We start from the raw sequence: 14,604 nt of genomic DNA, 5'->3' as shown, positions 1-14,604 counted from the left end.
TTTTTGTATAGCTTGCCTTCACCCAGAATCGGCCTACACAGCGGCACCGCCGCCTGTGCCGCAGCCTTGTTGTCCCCTTTCCAATCGACGCCCGTCATGCCCCAACACCTTCGCGGAATCTCGTCCATGGCCACCCGCCAGGTGCTGGCCGAGCTGACCTCCGGCTATGAGCAGGCGACCGGTCACCGCGCCAGCATCGAGGCCGTGGGCGGCGTGGACGCCGCCCAGCGCGTGCTGGCCGGCGAGGCCTTCGATGTGGTGGTGCTCGCGGCCGACGCCATCGCCAGGCTGCTGGCGGCCGGCTGCATCGTGCCCGGCAGCGTGGTGGACCTGGTGCAGTCGGGCGTGGCGGTGGCCGTGCCCGCAGGCGCGCCGCTGCCGGACATCGGCTCCGAAGACGCCGTGCGCCAGGCCGTGCTGGCGGCGCGCAGCATCAGCTATTCCACCGGCCCGAGCGGCGTGGCGCTGGCAAAACTGTTCGAGCGCTGGGGCATCGCTGATGAGATCGCCGGCCGCATGGTGCAGGCACCGCCCGGCGTGCCCGTGGGCTCGCTGGTGGCCAAGGGCGAGGTGGAACTCGGTTTTCAGCAATTGAGCGAGCTGCTGCACGTGCAGGGCATCACCATCGTCGGGCCGCTGCCGCCCGCCATCCAGGTCACGACCACGTTTTCCGCCGGGATCGGCGCGTTGTCGCAGCAGGCCGATGCCGCGCGCGAACTGCTGACCTACATGGCGTCGCCGCAAGCAGCGGACGCCAAGCATAGGCAGGGCATGAGCCCCGCGTGACCGGCCTGCGCCACAGCACAAGCACTTCGACAAGAACATCTTTCAGGAGCACAAACCCATGAGCATCATCATCGACTGCCACGGCCACTACACCACGGCCCCCAAGGCGCTGGAGAACTGGCGCAATGCGCAGATCGCCGGCATCAAGGACCCCGCCCAGATGCCCAAGGTGGCGGACCTGAAGATCAGCGACGACGAGCTGCGCGAGTCCATCGAGACCAACCAGCTCAAGCTGATGAAGGAGCGCGGCAGCGACATCACGCTGTTCAGCCCGCGCGCCAGCTTCATGGCTCACCACATTGGCGACTTCAATGTGTCCAGCACCTGGGCCGCCATCTGCAACGAGCTGTGCTACCGCGTCTCCACGCTGTTCCCCGACCACTTCGTGCCCGTGGCCATGCTGCCGCAAAGCCCCGGTGTCGATCCCGCCACCTGCATCCCCGAGCTGGAAAAGTGCGTCAAGGAATACGGCGCCGTCGGCATCAACCTGAACCCCGACCCCTCGGGCGGCCACTGGACCAGCCCGCCGCTGACCGACAAGCACTGGTACCCCATCTACGAAAAGATGGTGGAGTACGACCTGCCCGCCATGATCCACGTGAGCACCAGCTGCAACGCGTGCTTCCACACCACGGGCGCGCACTACCTGAACGCCGACACCACGGCCTTCATGCAGCTGATCCAGGGCGATTTGTTCAAGGACTTCCCCACGCTCAAGTTCCTGATCCCGCACGGCGGCGGCGCGGTGCCCTACCACTGGGGCCGTTTCCGGGGGCTGGCGCAGGAGATGAAGAAGCCGCTGCTCGACGAGCACCTGATGAACAACGTGTTCTTCGACACCTGCGTGTACCACCAGCCCGGCATCGACCTGCTGAACACGGTGATCCCGGTGAAGAACGTGCTGTTCGCCAGCGAAATGATCGGCGCGGTGCGCGGCATCGACCCGACCACCGGCAACTACTACGACGACACCAAGCGCTACATCGAGGCGTCCACGATCCTCAGTGCCGAAGACAAGCACCAGATCTACGAAGCCAACACGCGCCGCGTGTTCTCCCGACTCGATGCACGCCTGAAGGCAAAGGGGCTCTGACATGTACGAACTAGGCGTTGTCTACCGCAACATCACCCGCGCCGACCGCGCGGCCGCCGACGGCCTGGCCGCTTTGGGCTCGGCCACCGTGCACGAGGCCATGGGCCGCGTGGGCCTGCTCAAGCCGTACATGCGGCCCATCTACGGCGGCCAGCAGGTCAGCGGCACGGCCGTGACCGTGCTGCTGCAGCCCGGCGACAACTGGATGATGCATGTGGCGGCCGAGCAGATCCAGCCCGGCGACATCGTGGTGGCGGCCGTCACCTCCGAATGCACCGACGGCTACTTCGGCGACCTGCTGGCCACGTCCTTCCAGGCCCGTGGCGCCCGCGCGCTCATCATCGACGCCGGCGTGCGCGACGTGAAGACGCTGCAGGAGATGAGCTTCCCCGTGTGGAGCCGCGCCATCAGCAGCAAGGGCACGATCAAGGCCACGCTGGGCTCGGTGAACATCCCCGTGGTGTGCGCCGGTGCGCTCGTCACGCCGGGCGACGTGATCGTGGCCGATGACGACGGCGTGGTCTGCGTGCCCGCCGCACGCGCCGCCGCCACGCTGGAAGCCGCGCAAAAGCGCGAGAGCTTCGAAGGCGAAAAGCGCGCCAAGCTCGCTTCGGGCGTGCTGGGCCTGGATATGTACAACATGCGCCCCGGCCTGGAGAAGGCGGGCCTCAGGTACATCGACTGACACGCCAGTTTTGAATCTTTCAGGCCTCTAGCGCTTTACTGGCAAGCGCTGGAAGCTATTGAATTTGTAGCATTCTATTTTTCCTGCATCCCATGACCTTTCGCACCTTGTCCCCCCTGCGTCGCAGTCTTGCCTTGGCCCTGGGCCTGGCCGCCACCCTGGGCCTCGCATCCCACGGCGCACACGCCCAGGCCTTCCCCACCAAGCCCGTGCGCATCATCACGCCCTTCCCCGTGGGCGGTGGTCCCGACGGCGTGGCGCGCATCGTGGCCGAGAAGCTGGGCCGCATCTGGAACCAGCCCGTGGTGGTCGAGAACCGCCCCGGCGGCAATGGCTTCATCGCCATCGATGCCTTCAAGCGCGGTGCCAAGGACGGCCACGACCTGATCGTGCTGGACAACGTGCACCTGGCCGCCTACCCCAGCCTGCTCAAGAAGCTGCCCTACGACGTGGCCAAGGACTTCGACACGCTGCTGCCGCTGTTCAAGACCCACTTCTTCTTCACCGTGGGCACGGGCAGCAAGTACAAGACCGTGGGCGACATCGTGGCCGACGCCAAGGCCCGCCCGGGCAAGCTCAACTACGGCTCCTGGTCGGTGGGCAACCCCGTGCACCTGGGCTCCGAGCTGTTCGAGAGCGCCACCGGCACGCAGATGGAGCACGTGATCTTCAAGGAGACCACGCAGCTGTACACCTCGGTCGCCACCGGCGACATCGACTTCGCCTTGGGCAGCGCCGCCACCGCCGGGCCGCTGTACCGCGCGGGCAAGCTGCGCCTGCTGGCGTTCGCCGGCCCCCAGCGGTCGGCCGAGTTCCCCGACGTGCCCACCGTGGCCGAAGCCGGTGGCCCCAAGGACTTCGCCGTGACCGGCTGGAACGCCATCGCCGTGCCGCCCGGCCTGCCCGCGGCCGTCACCGACAAGATCAAGCGCGACATCGAGCAGGCCCTGACCGGCCCCGATGTGGCCGAGAAGTTCAAGACCTTCGGCTACGAGCAGTTCCCCACCACGCGTGCGCAGTTCGCCCAGTTCGTGAAGGACGAGAGCCAGCGCTTTGGCGACGTGATCAGGAAGGCCAATGTGTCGCTGGATTGATCGGAGCGAAACGCAAGGAGCACGCACATGAGTGAATTCACCAAGACCCCTGGCTGGCTCGACTGGTACGCCGGCCCGAGCAAGCCGCGTTTTCAGGTGCCCGCGGGCGCCGTGGACGCGCACTGCCACGTGTTCGGCCCCGGCGCCGAGTTTCCCTACGCGCCCGAGCGCAAGTACACGCCCTGCGACGCCAGCAAGCAGCAGCTCTATGCGCTGCGCGACCATCTGGGCTTCGCGCGCAACGTGGTGGTGCAGGCCACCTGCCATGGCGCGGACAACCGCGCCATGGTCGATGCGCTCGTGCACTCGGGCGGCAAGGCGCGTGGCGTGGCCACGGTGCGCCGCTCGGTGAGCGACGAGGAGCTGCAGGCCATGCACGACGCCGGCGTGCGCGGCGTGCGCTTCAATTTCGTCAAGCGCCTGGTGGACTTCACGCCCAAGGACGAGCTCATGGAGATCGCGGCGCGCATCGCCAAGCTCGGCTGGCACGTGGTGATCTACTTCGAGGCGGTGGACCTGCCCGAGCTGTGGGATTTCTTCACCGCACTGCCCACCACGGTGGTGGTGGACCACATGGGCCGCCCTGACGTGACCAAGCCCGTGGACGGCCCCGAGTTCGAGCTGTTCCTGAAATTCATGCGCCAGCACCCCAATGTGTGGAGCAAGGTCAGCTGCCCCGAGCGCCTGAGCGTGGCCGGACCCAAGGCGCTCGATGGCGAGCAGGCCGCCTACCGCGACGTGGTGCCATTCGCGCGCCGCGTGGTCGAGGAGTTCCCGGACCGCGTGCTCTGGGGCACCGACTGGCCGCACCCCAACCTCAAGGACCACATGCCCGACGACGGCCTGCTGGTGGACTTCATCCCGCACATCGCCACCACGGCCGGGCTGCAGCAAAAACTGCTGGTGGACAATCCCATGCGGCTGTACTGGCCGGAAGAAGAAAAGGGCTGACGCCATGTCCCTCGACAAACCCTACCTGGACGTGCCCGGCACGACCATCTTCGATGCAGAGCAAAGCCGCAAGGGCTACTGGCTCAACCAGTTCTGCATGAGCCTCATGAAGGCCGACAACCGCGCCCGCTTCAAGGCCGACGAGCGCGCCTACCTCGACGAGTGGGCGATGACCGAGGAACAGAAGCAGGCCGTGCTCGCGCGCGACCTCAACTGGTGCATCCGCCTGGGCGGCAACATCTACTTCCTGGCCAAGATCGGTGCCACCGACGGCAAGAGCTTCCAGCAGATGGCCGGTTCCATGACCGGAATGACCGAGGACGAGTACCGCGCCATGATGGTCGGTGGCGGCCGGTCGGCGCAGGGCAACCGCGTCATCGGCGAAGACGGCGATGCCCAGGCGCACCGCCAGCCGCAGGGTGCTGCGGGAAAGAAAGGAAACTGAACATGGCGCGTATCACCGCCTCCGTCTTCACCTCGCACGTGCCCGCCATCGGCGCCGCGCTCGATCTGGGCAAGACGCAAGAGGACTACTGGAAGCCGCTGTTCGCGGGCTATGACTTCTCCAAGCAGTGGATGAAGGACAACAAGCCCGACGTCATCTTCCTCGTCTACAACGACCATGCCACGGCCTTCAGCCTGGAGATGATCCCCACCTTCGCCATCGGCACCGCCGCCGAGTACCAGCCCGCCGACGAGGGCTGGGGCCCGCGCCCCGTGCCCAAGGTCATCGGCCACCCGGACCTGGCCTCGCACATCGCGCAGTCGGTCATCCAGCAGGATTTCGACCTCACCATCGTCAACCGCATGGACGTGGACCACGGCCTCACGGTGCCGCTGTCGCTGATGTGCGGCCAGCCCGACCCTGTGGCCGGTGCCTGGCCCTGCCCGGTGATCCCTTTTGCGGTCAACGTGGTGCAGTACCCCGTGCCCAGCGGCCGGCGCTGTTACAACCTGGGCCAGGCGATCCGCAAGGCGGTGGAGAGCTACGACGAGGACCTCAACGTGCACATCTGGGGCACGGGCGGCATGAGCCACCAGCTGCAGGGCCCGCGCGCGGGCCTGATCAACAAGGACTTCGACAACGCCTTCCTCGACAAGCTCATCGGCGACCCCGAGGCCGCCGCCAGCATCCCGCACATCGACTATGTGCGCGAGGCCGGCAGCGAAGGCATCGAGCTCGTGATGTGGCTCATCGCGCGCGGCGCCATGGCCGACGTGGCCGGAGGCGGCAAGCCGCCCAAGGTCGCGCACCGCTTTTACCATGTGCCTGCGTCCAACACGGCCGTGGGCCACCTGATCCTGGAGAACTCCTGACATGACTGCGAACAACAAGACCATCAAGGTCGCCCTGGCGGGCGCCGGTGCCTTCGGCATCAAGCACCTGGACGGCATCAAGAACATCGACGGCGTGGAAGTCGTCTCGCTGATCAGCCGCGACCTGGACAAGACCAAGGAAGTCGCCGCCAAGTACGGCATCGGCCATGTCACCACCGACCTGGCCGATAGCCTGGCCCTGCCCGAGGTGGACGCGGTGATCCTGTGCACGCCCACGCAGATGCACGCCGAGCAGAGCATCGCATGCCTGAAGGCCGGCAAGCACGTGCAGGTGGAGATCCCGCTGGCCGACAGCCTGAAGGGCGCGCAGCAGGTCGTCGCCGCGCAAAAGGAAAAGGGCCTGGTGGCCATGTGCGGCCACACGCGCCGCTTCAACCCCAGCCACCAGTACGTGCACCGGAAGATCCAGGCCGGCGAGTTCAACATCCAGCAGATGGATGTGCAGACCTACTTCTTTCGCCGCACCAACACCAACGCGCTGGGCCAGGCGCGCAGCTGGACGGACCACCTGCTGTGGCACCACGCCGCCCACACCGTGGACCTGTTCGCGTACCAGGCGGGCAGCCCCATCGTGAAGGCCAACGCCATCCAGGGCCCGATCCACCCGGTGCTGGGCATCGCAATGGACATGAGCATCCAGCTCAAGGCCGCCAATGGCGCCATCTGCACGCTGAGCTTGAGCTTCAACAACGACGGCCCGCTGGGCACGTACTTCCGCTACATCGGCGACACCGCCACCTACCTGGCGCGCTACGACGACCTGTACAACGGCAAGGACGAGAAGATCGACGTGAGCCATGTCGACGTGTCGATGAACGGCATCGAGCTGCAGGACCGCGAGTTCTTCGCCGCCATCCGCGAAGGCCGCGAGCCCAACTCCAGCGTGGGCCGCGTGCTCGCCTGCTACGAGGTGCTGCACGACCTGGAGCAGCAGCTCAACGCGGGCTGAAGTTGGGTTTATGGGGCTGGATAGGCCCCCTGCGCTCATCAGGAGCGCGCGGGCAGCTATCGAATCGATAGCTGCTTTTTTCTTGCCCGGGCGTCCTGCACACGCAGTGCCCCTGGCTGAAGCCGGCGGTCAGATCGGCGCGTAGCTGCCCGTGCCGCCCGGCCAGGCCGTGAGCACCTCGTATCCGTCGGGCGTCACCGCCACCATGTGCTCCCACTGCGCGGACAGCGAGCGGTCCTTGGTCACCACGGTCCATCCGTCCGCCAGCTCCCTGGTCTCGCGGCCGCCCGCGTTGAGCATGGGCTCGATGGTGAAGACCATGCCGGCCTCCAGCGTGAGCCCGGTGCCGCGCTGGCCGTAGTGCAGCACGTTGGGCACGTCGTGGTAGACCTGCCCGATGCCGTGCCCGCAGTACTCGCGCACCACGCTGAAGCGCTCGCGCTGCGCCACCGTCTGGATTGCGTGGCCGACGTCGCCCAGCGTGGCGCCGGGCCGCACCTGCCGGATGCCCGCGCACAGGGCTTCGTACGTTGTTTCCACCAGGCGCCGGGCGAGCGTGCTGGGCGCACCGACGAAGTACATGCGGCTGGTGTCGCCGTACCAGCCGTCCTTGATCACCGCCACGTCGATGTTGACGATGTCGCCCTTCTTCAGGATCTTGTCGTGCGACGGAATGCCGTGGCAGACCACCTGGTTGACCGAGGTGAGGATGGTCTTGGGGTACCCCAGGTAGCCCACGTTGGCCGGCACCGCGCCCTGCACGTTCACGATGTGGTCGTGGCAGATGCGGTCCAGTTCTTCGGTGCTCACGCCGGGCACCACGTGGGGCTCGATCATGTGCAGCACCTCGGCGGCCAGTTGCGCGGCGCGCCGCGACAGGGCCAGCTCGTCCGCCGACTTGATGGGAACGCCGCGCGCCATCAGTGCTTCCCGTTGGCCACGGCGCGGGGTTTGGCCGGCAGGCCGTTCACCGCCATGCCGATATCGAAGCCACCCGCCATTTCGGCCCGCACCAGCAGCTGGCAGATCTCGCGGTGGTCGAGCTCCGGGTGCATCTCGGTCAGCATGCCCACCCGCATCCAGTGCTCGGCCTGCGCGTTGATGGAGCGGCTCAGCGCGGTGCCTGCGACACGCAGGTTTTCGTGCATCTGGTCTGAAATCTTGACGATACCCATGGATGATCTCTATACAAAACGTATACGAATTATATATAAAACGTGTGGCGGCGTCTTAAGGTGGCACACAGGGTGCGCTGGCCACAATGCCAGGCTTGCCATGCCCTCACACCCCGGACACACCGCCCCAGGAGCCCATCCCGATGCAACCACCGCAGCACGTGACATTCCGGGCTTTTGCCGGGGCCTCGGATTTTCCGGCCATGGTCGCCTGTGCGAACGCCAGCTTTGCCGCCGACCAGACCCGGTTCTTTCGCACCGTGGAGGACGTGGCGCGGGACTACGCCGCGTTCACCCAGTGCGTGCCGCAGCAGGACGTGTGGATCGCGCAGGCGGGCGATGAGATCGCTGGCTATGTGCGTGCCTGGCATTGGGCACAGGCCGATGGGCTGCAGCTCCACGGGCAGTTTGCGGTCGTTGCGCCGCGGTGGCGCCGGCAGGGCATCGGCGCACGGCTGCACGCGTGGCTGGAGGCGCGCCAGCGCGAGATGGCAGCGGCCCTGGGCCAGGCCGGCCCGCATGCGCACCACGCCTTCGTCACAGAGGGCGAAACCGCACGTGCGGCGCTGCTGGAAAAAGCAGGCTACCGGCCCGAGCGCTATTTCTTCACCATGGGCCGCCCCACGCTGCAGGCCATTGCCGACTTTGCGCTGCCTGCCGGCCTGGAAGTGCGTGCGGTGCAGCCCGGCCACTACCACGCCATCTGGGATGCGCATGCCCGCGCTTTCCATGCGCACTGGGGCTATGCACCGCCCGACGAGGCGGACTACCAGCGCTGGCTGGCCAGCCCGGTCTTCCAGCCGCACCTGTGGCAGGTGGCCTGGGACGTGCGGATGAACGAGGTGGCGGGCCAGGTGCGCACCTACATCGACACCACATGGAACGCGGGCAATGGCCGCCAGCGCGGATGGACGGAATTCATCAGCGTGGGCGAGCGCTGGCGGCGCCGCGGCCTGGCGCGGGCCCTGATTGCGCGCAGCCTGCGCGCCCAGGCCGATGCAGGCATGCAGGAGTCCGGGCTGGGGGTGGACAGTGAGAATGCGAGCGGCGCGCTGCGCGTCTATACGGACTGCGGCTTCGTTGTGGAACAGCGCAACTGCGTGTTCCGCAAGCCGCTGGTGCTGGGCACCCCCGGCCGCGGGGCCTGACGCCACCGGCACCACGCGGCCGGCAGGCGCGGGCTGTCACAGGGACCGGGACAGCGCGATGAGCCCCCAGACAAGCACCACCAGCTGGGCAAGATTGACGAGCAGCGCGGTGGCATGCACCCGGCGGAACCGCTGCACCGCCCCGCCGTTCCTGGCTTCTATCTGGCTGCCCAGTTGCTGCATGGCGGGCACCAGGCGCTTGCGCAAGGCCGTGGAAACCGCTGCCATGGCCGCCGCGCCAGCGGCATAGGCCCACTGTCCCCACAGCGCGTAGCTGGCCGACGCGCACAGGGCCACCCAAAATGCAGCCTTGTAGTAGACATTGAAGAAACCGCGCACGAACCGGGCGTCGAGCGGCTCGTCGTGCTGGAGGATCAGCAGCGGCAGGCCGCCCAGCAGGAAGTAGGCGGTGGTGACGAGCATGGCGACAGTGAAGAAGAAGGCTGCGTAGATGGCGGAAGGCATGGCGCTTCTCCTGGGCGGGATGGGCCGCTGCGGTGCGCGCGGCTTCGCGTAATGTATCGCGCCGACCCGGCGCAGCTAACCACCGCGGCCCCCGTGGCCGGCGCGCCATGGCCGGCTATCCGTGCGCGCGGATGTTGGCAACAATGGCACCCCATGACCCCGCCTGCCTTCTTTGCCACCTCCGCTGCCTTCCGCCAGTGGCTGCAAGCCCATGCGGCACACGCGCCCGAACTGCTCGTGGGCTTCCACAAGGTCGGCTCGGGCCGCCCGTGCATGACCTGGTCCGAGTCGGTGGACGAGGCGCTGTGTTTTGGCTGGATCGACGGCGTGCGCCGGCGCATCGACGAGCACACCTATTCCATCCGCTTCACGCCGCGCAAGCCATCGTCCGTCTGGAGCGCGGTGAACATCGCCAAGATGGAGCAGCTGAAGGCCGCCGGCCGCATGACGCCCGCGGGCCTGGCGGCCTTCAGCCACCGCAAGGCCGACAAGTCCGCGATCTACTCGCACGAACAGGCCGCAGTGGCCGAGCTGCCCGCCGCGCAGTTGCGCGAGTTCAAACGCCACAAGAAGGCATGGCAGTTCTTCGAGGCCGCCCCCGCGGGCTACCGCAAGTCCATGCTGCACTGGGTGACGTCGGCCAAGCGGCCTGAAACCCGCGCGGCGCGGTTTGCGCAGCTGCTTGCGGCCTCGGTGGCCGGCGAGCGGATCGACCTGTGGACCCGGCGCCCCCGCGCGGGCGATGCTGCTGCACCTTCGGCCTGAAAGGACCTCGCCCACCATGGCCCCGCCCGCGCCCTCCCAACCCACCACCATCGCGGACTACATCGCGGCCGCCCCCAAGGCGGGCCAGCCGCTGCTGCATGCGCTGTACGCCATCCTGAAGCGCGCCGCGCCGCAGGCCGAGGAAGCCATCAAGTGGAACACGCCGTTCTTCATCGAGCCGCGCTTCGTGTACGCCTTTTCGGCGCACAAGGCGCATGCGAGCTTTGCGCCGCCCGCTGCGGCACTCGCGCATTTCGGGCAGGCGCTGCAGGCCGTCAGGACGACCAAGGGCACCATCGTGCTGCCCTACGACCAGCCGCTGCCGGCAGAGCTGATCGAACAGATTGCGCGGTACAGCGTGCAGCGCGTGCGCGCGCGCACCACGGACAGCTTCTGGGAGTGAGCACGCCGCGTAGCGGCCGTGCGGCGCGGGGTGCATGCATGCCGTAAGCTTGCGCCATGCAACAAAGAAACCTTGGACCTTTCTCCGTCTCGGCCATCGGCCTGGGCTGCATGAACCTCTCGCACGCCTACGGCGCGCCCGTGTCGGCCGAGCAGGGCGAGCGCGTGTTGCTGGCCGCGCTCGATGCGGGCGTGACGCTGTTCGACACCGCCACGCTGTACGGCTTCGGCGCCAACGAAACGCTGGTGGGCCGCGTGATGAAAAGCCACCGCAGCCGCTTCACCCTGGCCAGCAAATGCGGCATGCAGGGCGTGGACGTGAACGGCGACGGCAAGCTGGTGCGCGTGATCGACGGCCGCCCCGCCACGCTGCGCCAGACCTGCGAGGACAGCCTGCGCCGCCTGCAGACCGACGTGATCGACCTGTACTACCTGCACCGCTGGGACAAGAAGGTGCCCATCGAGGACAGCGTGGGCGCATTGGCCGACCTGGTGCGCGCGGGCAAGATCCGCAGCATCGGCCTGTCCGAAGTGTCGGCCGCCACCCTGCGCCGCGCGCACGCGGTGCACCCCGTCGCGGCGGTGCAGACCGAGTATTCGCTGTGGACACGCAACCCCGAGATCGCCGTGCTCGATGCCTGCCGCGACCTGGGCGCGGCCTTCGTGGCCTTCAGCCCCGTGGCGCGGGGGTTTCTGTGCGGCGAACTCAGGGACGTCTCCGCCCTCGACCCCAAGGACATCCGCCGCGCCATGCCCCGCTTCGCGCCCGATGCCTACGCCGCCAACCTGCAGCTGCTGGACGGCTACCAGGCCATCGCGCGCGAAGTGGGCTGCACGCCGGCGCAGCTGGCGCTGGCCTGGCTGCTGCACCAGGGCAGGCACATCATTCCCATCCCCGGGACGACCAGCGTGGAGCACCTGCGGGACGATGTGGGCGCGGCCGGTGTGCGGCTCGATGCCACGGTGCTCGCGCGGCTGGATGCACTGATCAACGAGCGCACCGTGGTGGGCCCGCGCTACAGCGCGCAGAGCGCGAGCGAGGTGGACACCGAGACGTTCGAAAGCCACGCGGTGTAAGTCGTCCTGCGGCCCCGGACCGCCTGGCGGGCGCCACGGACGACGCCCGGCCGCCCTGGGCCGCCCAGCCGCACCTGAAAAAAATGTCCCTGCGCTCCATCCTCTCGACATTCGGCCGCAAGCCTGCACCGGCGCGGCTGGACACGCCATCCGTGCACGCCACTTCCCGGTGCAAGCTGTACGGCCATCCCGAGTTCCAGATCCGCATGTCGAACAGCGCGGTGCCGGTGGAGGACATCTCCTTCCTGCTGCAGTTCTTCGAGCAACGGGTCGCCCGGGGCGAGAAGTTCCGCGGTGGCGAGAGCCTGCAGGTCGGCTGGATGTTCACGATGCTGGAAGAGGGGCCCGCAGGATTCCTGCGGGTGCTGGAGCCCGACATGCAGGTGGTGCCCGTGAAGTTCGTCGATTCGGTCGACAACACGCTCATGCAGCTGCGCAACCAGAAAGACGTTGTGGAGAGCCTCTCCCCGTCCATCGCGCTGGACTTTCCGTCGCTTCGCCAAAGCGCCGTCGTGCACGTGAACTACCAGGAAGCCCGTCGAATCCTGCTGACCCGAAACGACCCCGTCGACGCGGCGGATTCCGGCTGGTGGCTCTCGGACCTGGACGACGAGGCACGCCTTGAAGATCCGGCACGCTTCATGAAGACCTCCCTGTACCAGCTGGGCGTGCACCGCCCCGACCTGATCCAGTTCCTTGCGGTGCCGGCGGGATTGCAGGTGGCCGTGGACGGCGCGCGCATCAGCGTGCTCGGACCCGTGCAGGAGGTGCAGCAGATTCCGGGCTCGTACCTGAGCGAATTGAACAAGGCGCGGCAGAGCGCCGTCTCGGCCGGTCGGTCCTCGGCAGGCTAAGCCAGGCACAGGCACGAGGGCTCTCGCCCATCTCACCAGGCGGGCTGCGGCATTCGGCGGTCACAAACACCTCGCAGACCTCCGCTCGCGCCCACGTTCAAAGGCTGCGCTTTCTGAAAGGAAAAAGCCCTGGAGCATCACTGCTCCAGGGCTTGTTCGTTCGGCACGCTGGCGGGATCTGGTGACCTTGCCGTCCCCCGGCCTGTCCGCCGAGGGATCGGGCGCCCCAGGGGCTCAACGGCCGCGCAGGGTGCCCTTGTCGTCGGCGATCACGATCTCCACGCGGCGGTTCATGGCGCGGCCTTCCGGCGATGCGTTGTCGGCCACGGGGTGGGCCTTGCCGTAGCCGCGCGCGGTGATGCGGCTGCTGTCCACGCCGCGCTGCACCAGTGCGTCGCGCACGGACTGGGCGCGGCGGTCCGACAGGTCCTGGTTGTAGCCGTCGGAGCCCACGCTGTCGGTGTAGCCCTCGATGAGCAGCTTGCGGTCCGGGAACTGCTTGAGGAAGCTGGCCAGCTTGTCCAGGCGGGGGCCGGCCTGGGCCGACAGCTCCGCCTTGTTGAAGGCAAACAGCACGTCGCCCAGCGTCACGAGCAGCCCGCGCTCGGTCTGCTGGGCTTCCATGTCGCGCAGCTGGGCTTCCAGTGCGCGCACGCGGTCCTGTGCGGCGCTGGCCTGGGCCATCGCGACGCTGGCATTGGCCTGCTGCTGGGCGGCGCGCTGCTCGGCGTTCAGGGCCTGGGCCTGGGCCTGCTGGGCGCGCAGGCGGGCCTGGTCGGCCTCCTGGGTGCGGGCCTGCAGGCGGATGCGGTCGGCATCGCCGCTGGCTTGCTGGATGCTGGCGTCCAGCTGGCGTGAGCGTGCCGCGTTCGTGGCGATCTCGGCGCGCTGGCGTGCGATGTAGGCCAGGTGGTTGGTTTCCGATTCGTCGTGGTCGTCGGCCCATTCGCGGTCGGCGCGGGCCAGAGCGTCGGTCGCTTCCTTCAGTTCCACGGGGGCGTACTGGTTCACGATGGGATCGCCGGCGACGGCGCTCACGGCGGAGCGGGCCTGCTCCAGCGCCGGGAACGGCGCGGTGCTGGCACAGGCCGCGAGCAGCCCCACGGCGATGAGGCTGGTGCACAGGGCGGTGGTACGTTGGATCAATCGGTGCATGGTGTGGTGTCCTTCAAAGGTCAAGAGCGGCCCGCGGTGCGGGCGGCGTGGTCAGGAGCGCTCGGCCCTCAGCGGGGGGACCGGCGGTTGATTTCTTCCTGCAGCGCGCGGATGCTGTCCTGGACCTGGGCAAGGTTGGTCGCATTGCGTGCCGCGTCGGCACGGGTCTCGGCCACGCGGGCGTCGACCTCGGCCTCGGCCGCCAGGCGCCGGGCGTTCTTGTAGTCCTGCTGGGCCATGGCCTTCTCGGCGAGGATGAGTTTTTCCTGCGCACGCTGCAGGTCCACGGGGGCGCTGGTGGCCGTCGCCGGCGCCGCCGCCACGCGGTTCACCGTGGTGCGGGTGACGGCCATCTGTTCGGTGGGCGGGGGCGTGGACGAGCATGCTGCCAGGGCGCCCAGCGCGAGGGCTGCGGCCGTGAGACGGAGGGGGGTGGATGGGTGCATGGTGTGGAGACCTCCTGAGCGGGTGGATTGTTGGTGGGCATGCCCCGGCGCGTTGCGCGCCTCACTGGGCAGGGGGCGCGGCGCCAGGCAATGCATGCCAGCTTTTTGATGAATGCATTGTTCGCCGCGCGGCCCGCCGCCCGCGTAGGCACTGCCTCTGTATTCCTGTGGGCCATGTCTTACGAACGCTTGCAATTTGCGTGGGGCGTGGCCGGGCCTGT

18 protein-coding genes are annotated in these 14,604 nt (G+C 67.9%); 13 read left to right on the top strand and 5 right to left on the bottom strand.

Annotated elements, in window-relative coordinates:
- The first annotated feature begins 96 nt into the window (after positions 1-96).
- The 8 genes from AC3RCE_RS24285 to AC3RCE_RS24250 all read left to right on the top strand — a co-directional run bounded on the left by AC3RCE_RS24285 (position 97) and on the right by AC3RCE_RS24250 (position 6,896).
- On the top strand, positions 97-786 hold the full coding sequence (locus tag AC3RCE_RS24285; protein ID WP_492254141.1) for a substrate-binding domain-containing protein: 690 nt from the start codon (positions 97-99) through the stop codon (positions 784-786).
- A 58-nt stretch (positions 787-844) separates the two neighbouring features.
- Positions 845-1,879 carry an amidohydrolase family protein gene (locus AC3RCE_RS24280; RefSeq protein ID WP_492254140.1) on the top strand — a complete coding sequence of 345 codons (1,035 nt, stop codon included), beginning with the start codon at positions 845-847 and terminating at the stop codon, positions 1,877-1,879.
- Position 1,880: 1 nt separating this feature from the next.
- Positions 1,881-2,564, top strand: a complete 684-nt coding sequence (ligK, locus tag AC3RCE_RS24275; RefSeq protein WP_492254139.1) for a 4-carboxy-4-hydroxy-2-oxoadipate aldolase/oxaloacetate decarboxylase — start codon at positions 1,881-1,883, stop codon at positions 2,562-2,564.
- Between the two features lie 92 nt (positions 2,565-2,656).
- Complete coding sequence (locus AC3RCE_RS24270) at positions 2,657-3,658, top strand: Bug family tripartite tricarboxylate transporter substrate binding protein (protein ID WP_492254138.1); 1,002 nt, start codon at positions 2,657-2,659, stop codon at positions 3,656-3,658.
- 27 nt (positions 3,659-3,685) lie between these two features.
- Complete coding sequence (locus AC3RCE_RS24265) at positions 3,686-4,609, top strand: amidohydrolase family protein (RefSeq protein ID WP_218297907.1); 924 nt, start codon at positions 3,686-3,688, stop codon at positions 4,607-4,609.
- A 4-nt stretch (positions 4,610-4,613) separates the two neighbouring features.
- A complete protein-coding gene (ligA, locus tag AC3RCE_RS24260; protein ID WP_218297906.1) occupies positions 4,614-5,054 on the top strand; it encodes a protocatechuate 4,5-dioxygenase subunit alpha in 441 nt (146 codons plus the stop codon).
- A gap of 2 nt (positions 5,055-5,056) precedes the next feature.
- Positions 5,057-5,926: a class III extradiol dioxygenase subunit beta gene (locus AC3RCE_RS24255; protein ID WP_492254137.1), complete on the top strand. Its 870-nt coding sequence runs from the start codon at positions 5,057-5,059 to the stop codon at positions 5,924-5,926.
- 1 nt (position 5,927) lies between these two features.
- Positions 5,928-6,896, top strand: a complete 969-nt coding sequence (locus tag AC3RCE_RS24250) for a Gfo/Idh/MocA family oxidoreductase (protein ID WP_492254136.1) — start codon at positions 5,928-5,930, stop codon at positions 6,894-6,896.
- A gap of 129 nt (positions 6,897-7,025) precedes the next feature.
- Here the strand turns inward: AC3RCE_RS24250 and map are convergent, their stop codons facing one another.
- Together map and AC3RCE_RS24240 are read right to left on the bottom strand one after the other, a co-directional pair.
- Positions 7,026-7,817 carry a type I methionyl aminopeptidase gene (gene map / locus AC3RCE_RS24245; protein ID WP_492245247.1) on the bottom strand — a complete coding sequence of 264 codons (792 nt, stop codon included), beginning with the start codon at positions 7,815-7,817 and terminating at the stop codon, positions 7,026-7,028.
- Positions 7,817-8,071 (bottom strand): ParD-like family protein, encoded by a 255-nt coding sequence (locus tag AC3RCE_RS24240; protein WP_492254135.1) that lies wholly within the window; start codon positions 8,069-8,071, stop codon positions 7,817-7,819. The genes map and AC3RCE_RS24240 overlap by 1 nt, the downstream gene beginning before the upstream one ends.
- A 143-nt stretch (positions 8,072-8,214) precedes the next feature.
- On the opposite strand from AC3RCE_RS24240, the gene AC3RCE_RS24235 reads away from it, so the two are divergent.
- Complete coding sequence (locus tag AC3RCE_RS24235) at positions 8,215-9,219, top strand: GNAT family N-acetyltransferase (RefSeq protein WP_492254134.1); 1,005 nt, start codon at positions 8,215-8,217, stop codon at positions 9,217-9,219.
- Positions 9,220-9,255: 36 nt separating this feature from the next.
- On the opposite strand, the gene AC3RCE_RS24230 is transcribed toward AC3RCE_RS24235, so the two are convergent.
- On the bottom strand, positions 9,256-9,684 hold the full coding sequence (locus tag AC3RCE_RS24230) for a hypothetical protein (RefSeq protein WP_218297901.1): 429 nt from the start codon (positions 9,682-9,684) through the stop codon (positions 9,256-9,258).
- Between the two features lie 153 nt (positions 9,685-9,837).
- On the opposite strand from AC3RCE_RS24230, the gene AC3RCE_RS24225 reads away from it, so the two are divergent.
- From AC3RCE_RS24225 to AC3RCE_RS24210, 4 genes are all read left to right on the top strand, one after another.
- Positions 9,838-10,449, top strand: a complete 612-nt coding sequence (locus AC3RCE_RS24225; RefSeq protein ID WP_492254133.1) for a YdeI/OmpD-associated family protein — start codon at positions 9,838-9,840, stop codon at positions 10,447-10,449.
- A gap of 16 nt (positions 10,450-10,465) precedes the next feature.
- Positions 10,466-10,852 (top strand): iron chaperone, encoded by a 387-nt coding sequence (locus AC3RCE_RS24220; RefSeq protein ID WP_492254132.1) that lies wholly within the window; start codon positions 10,466-10,468, stop codon positions 10,850-10,852.
- Between the two features lie 56 nt (positions 10,853-10,908).
- Positions 10,909-11,928 carry an aldo/keto reductase gene (locus AC3RCE_RS24215; protein WP_492254131.1) on the top strand — a complete coding sequence of 340 codons (1,020 nt, stop codon included), beginning with the start codon at positions 10,909-10,911 and terminating at the stop codon, positions 11,926-11,928.
- Between the two features lie 83 nt (positions 11,929-12,011).
- Positions 12,012-12,782: an immunity protein Imm33 domain-containing protein gene (locus AC3RCE_RS24210; RefSeq protein ID WP_492254130.1), complete on the top strand. Its 771-nt coding sequence runs from the start codon at positions 12,012-12,014 to the stop codon at positions 12,780-12,782.
- A gap of 234 nt (positions 12,783-13,016) precedes the next feature.
- Here AC3RCE_RS24210 and AC3RCE_RS24205 read toward each other — a convergent pair whose 3' ends face one another.
- Both AC3RCE_RS24205 and AC3RCE_RS24200 read right to left on the bottom strand, forming a co-directional pair.
- Positions 13,017-13,937: an OmpA family protein gene (locus AC3RCE_RS24205; protein WP_218297896.1), complete on the bottom strand. Its 921-nt coding sequence runs from the start codon at positions 13,935-13,937 to the stop codon at positions 13,017-13,019.
- Between the two features lie 68 nt (positions 13,938-14,005).
- Positions 14,006-14,383, bottom strand: coding sequence for a DUF4398 domain-containing protein (locus tag AC3RCE_RS24200; protein WP_218341771.1), 378 nt, complete (start codon positions 14,381-14,383; stop codon positions 14,006-14,008).
- Positions 14,384-14,604: the final 221 nt, after the last annotated feature.

This window comes from Acidovorax sp. GW823-FHT05D11 (genome assembly GCF_058795695.1).
The sequence above is the reverse complement of the archived record's forward strand: the minus strand, read 5'-3'. Positions and strand labels throughout refer to the sequence as shown.

Coding starts and splice junctions, on each gene's coding strand:
- AC3RCE_RS24285 (WP_492254141.1), top strand. CDS start 97: ATGCCCCAACACCTTCGCGGAATCTCGTCCATGGCCACCCGCCAGGTG.
- AC3RCE_RS24280 (WP_492254140.1), top strand. CDS start 845: ATGAGCATCATCATCGACTGCCACGGCCACTACACCACGGCCCCCAAG.
- ligK (WP_492254139.1), top strand. CDS start 1,881: ATGTACGAACTAGGCGTTGTCTACCGCAACATCACCCGCGCCGACCGC.
- AC3RCE_RS24270 (WP_492254138.1), top strand. CDS start 2,657: ATGACCTTTCGCACCTTGTCCCCCCTGCGTCGCAGTCTTGCCTTGGCC.
- AC3RCE_RS24265 (WP_218297907.1), top strand. CDS start 3,686: ATGAGTGAATTCACCAAGACCCCTGGCTGGCTCGACTGGTACGCCGGC.
- ligA (WP_218297906.1), top strand. CDS start 4,614: ATGTCCCTCGACAAACCCTACCTGGACGTGCCCGGCACGACCATCTTC.
- AC3RCE_RS24255 (WP_492254137.1), top strand. CDS start 5,057: ATGGCGCGTATCACCGCCTCCGTCTTCACCTCGCACGTGCCCGCCATC.
- AC3RCE_RS24250 (WP_492254136.1), top strand. CDS start 5,928: ATGACTGCGAACAACAAGACCATCAAGGTCGCCCTGGCGGGCGCCGGT.
- map (WP_492245247.1), bottom strand. CDS start 7,817: ATGGCGCGCGGCGTTCCCATCAAGTCGGCGGACGAGCTGGCCCTGTCG.
- AC3RCE_RS24240 (WP_492254135.1), bottom strand. CDS start 8,071: ATGGGTATCGTCAAGATTTCAGACCAGATGCACGAAAACCTGCGTGTC.
- AC3RCE_RS24235 (WP_492254134.1), top strand. CDS start 8,215: ATGCAACCACCGCAGCACGTGACATTCCGGGCTTTTGCCGGGGCCTCG.
- AC3RCE_RS24230 (WP_218297901.1), bottom strand. CDS start 9,684: ATGCCTTCCGCCATCTACGCAGCCTTCTTCTTCACTGTCGCCATGCTC.
- AC3RCE_RS24225 (WP_492254133.1), top strand. CDS start 9,838: ATGACCCCGCCTGCCTTCTTTGCCACCTCCGCTGCCTTCCGCCAGTGG.
- AC3RCE_RS24220 (WP_492254132.1), top strand. CDS start 10,466: ATGGCCCCGCCCGCGCCCTCCCAACCCACCACCATCGCGGACTACATC.
- AC3RCE_RS24215 (WP_492254131.1), top strand. CDS start 10,909: ATGCAACAAAGAAACCTTGGACCTTTCTCCGTCTCGGCCATCGGCCTG.
- AC3RCE_RS24210 (WP_492254130.1), top strand. CDS start 12,012: ATGTCCCTGCGCTCCATCCTCTCGACATTCGGCCGCAAGCCTGCACCG.
- AC3RCE_RS24205 (WP_218297896.1), bottom strand. CDS start 13,937: ATGCACCGATTGATCCAACGTACCACCGCCCTGTGCACCAGCCTCATC.
- AC3RCE_RS24200 (WP_218341771.1), bottom strand. CDS start 14,383: ATGCACCCATCCACCCCCCTCCGTCTCACGGCCGCAGCCCTCGCGCTG.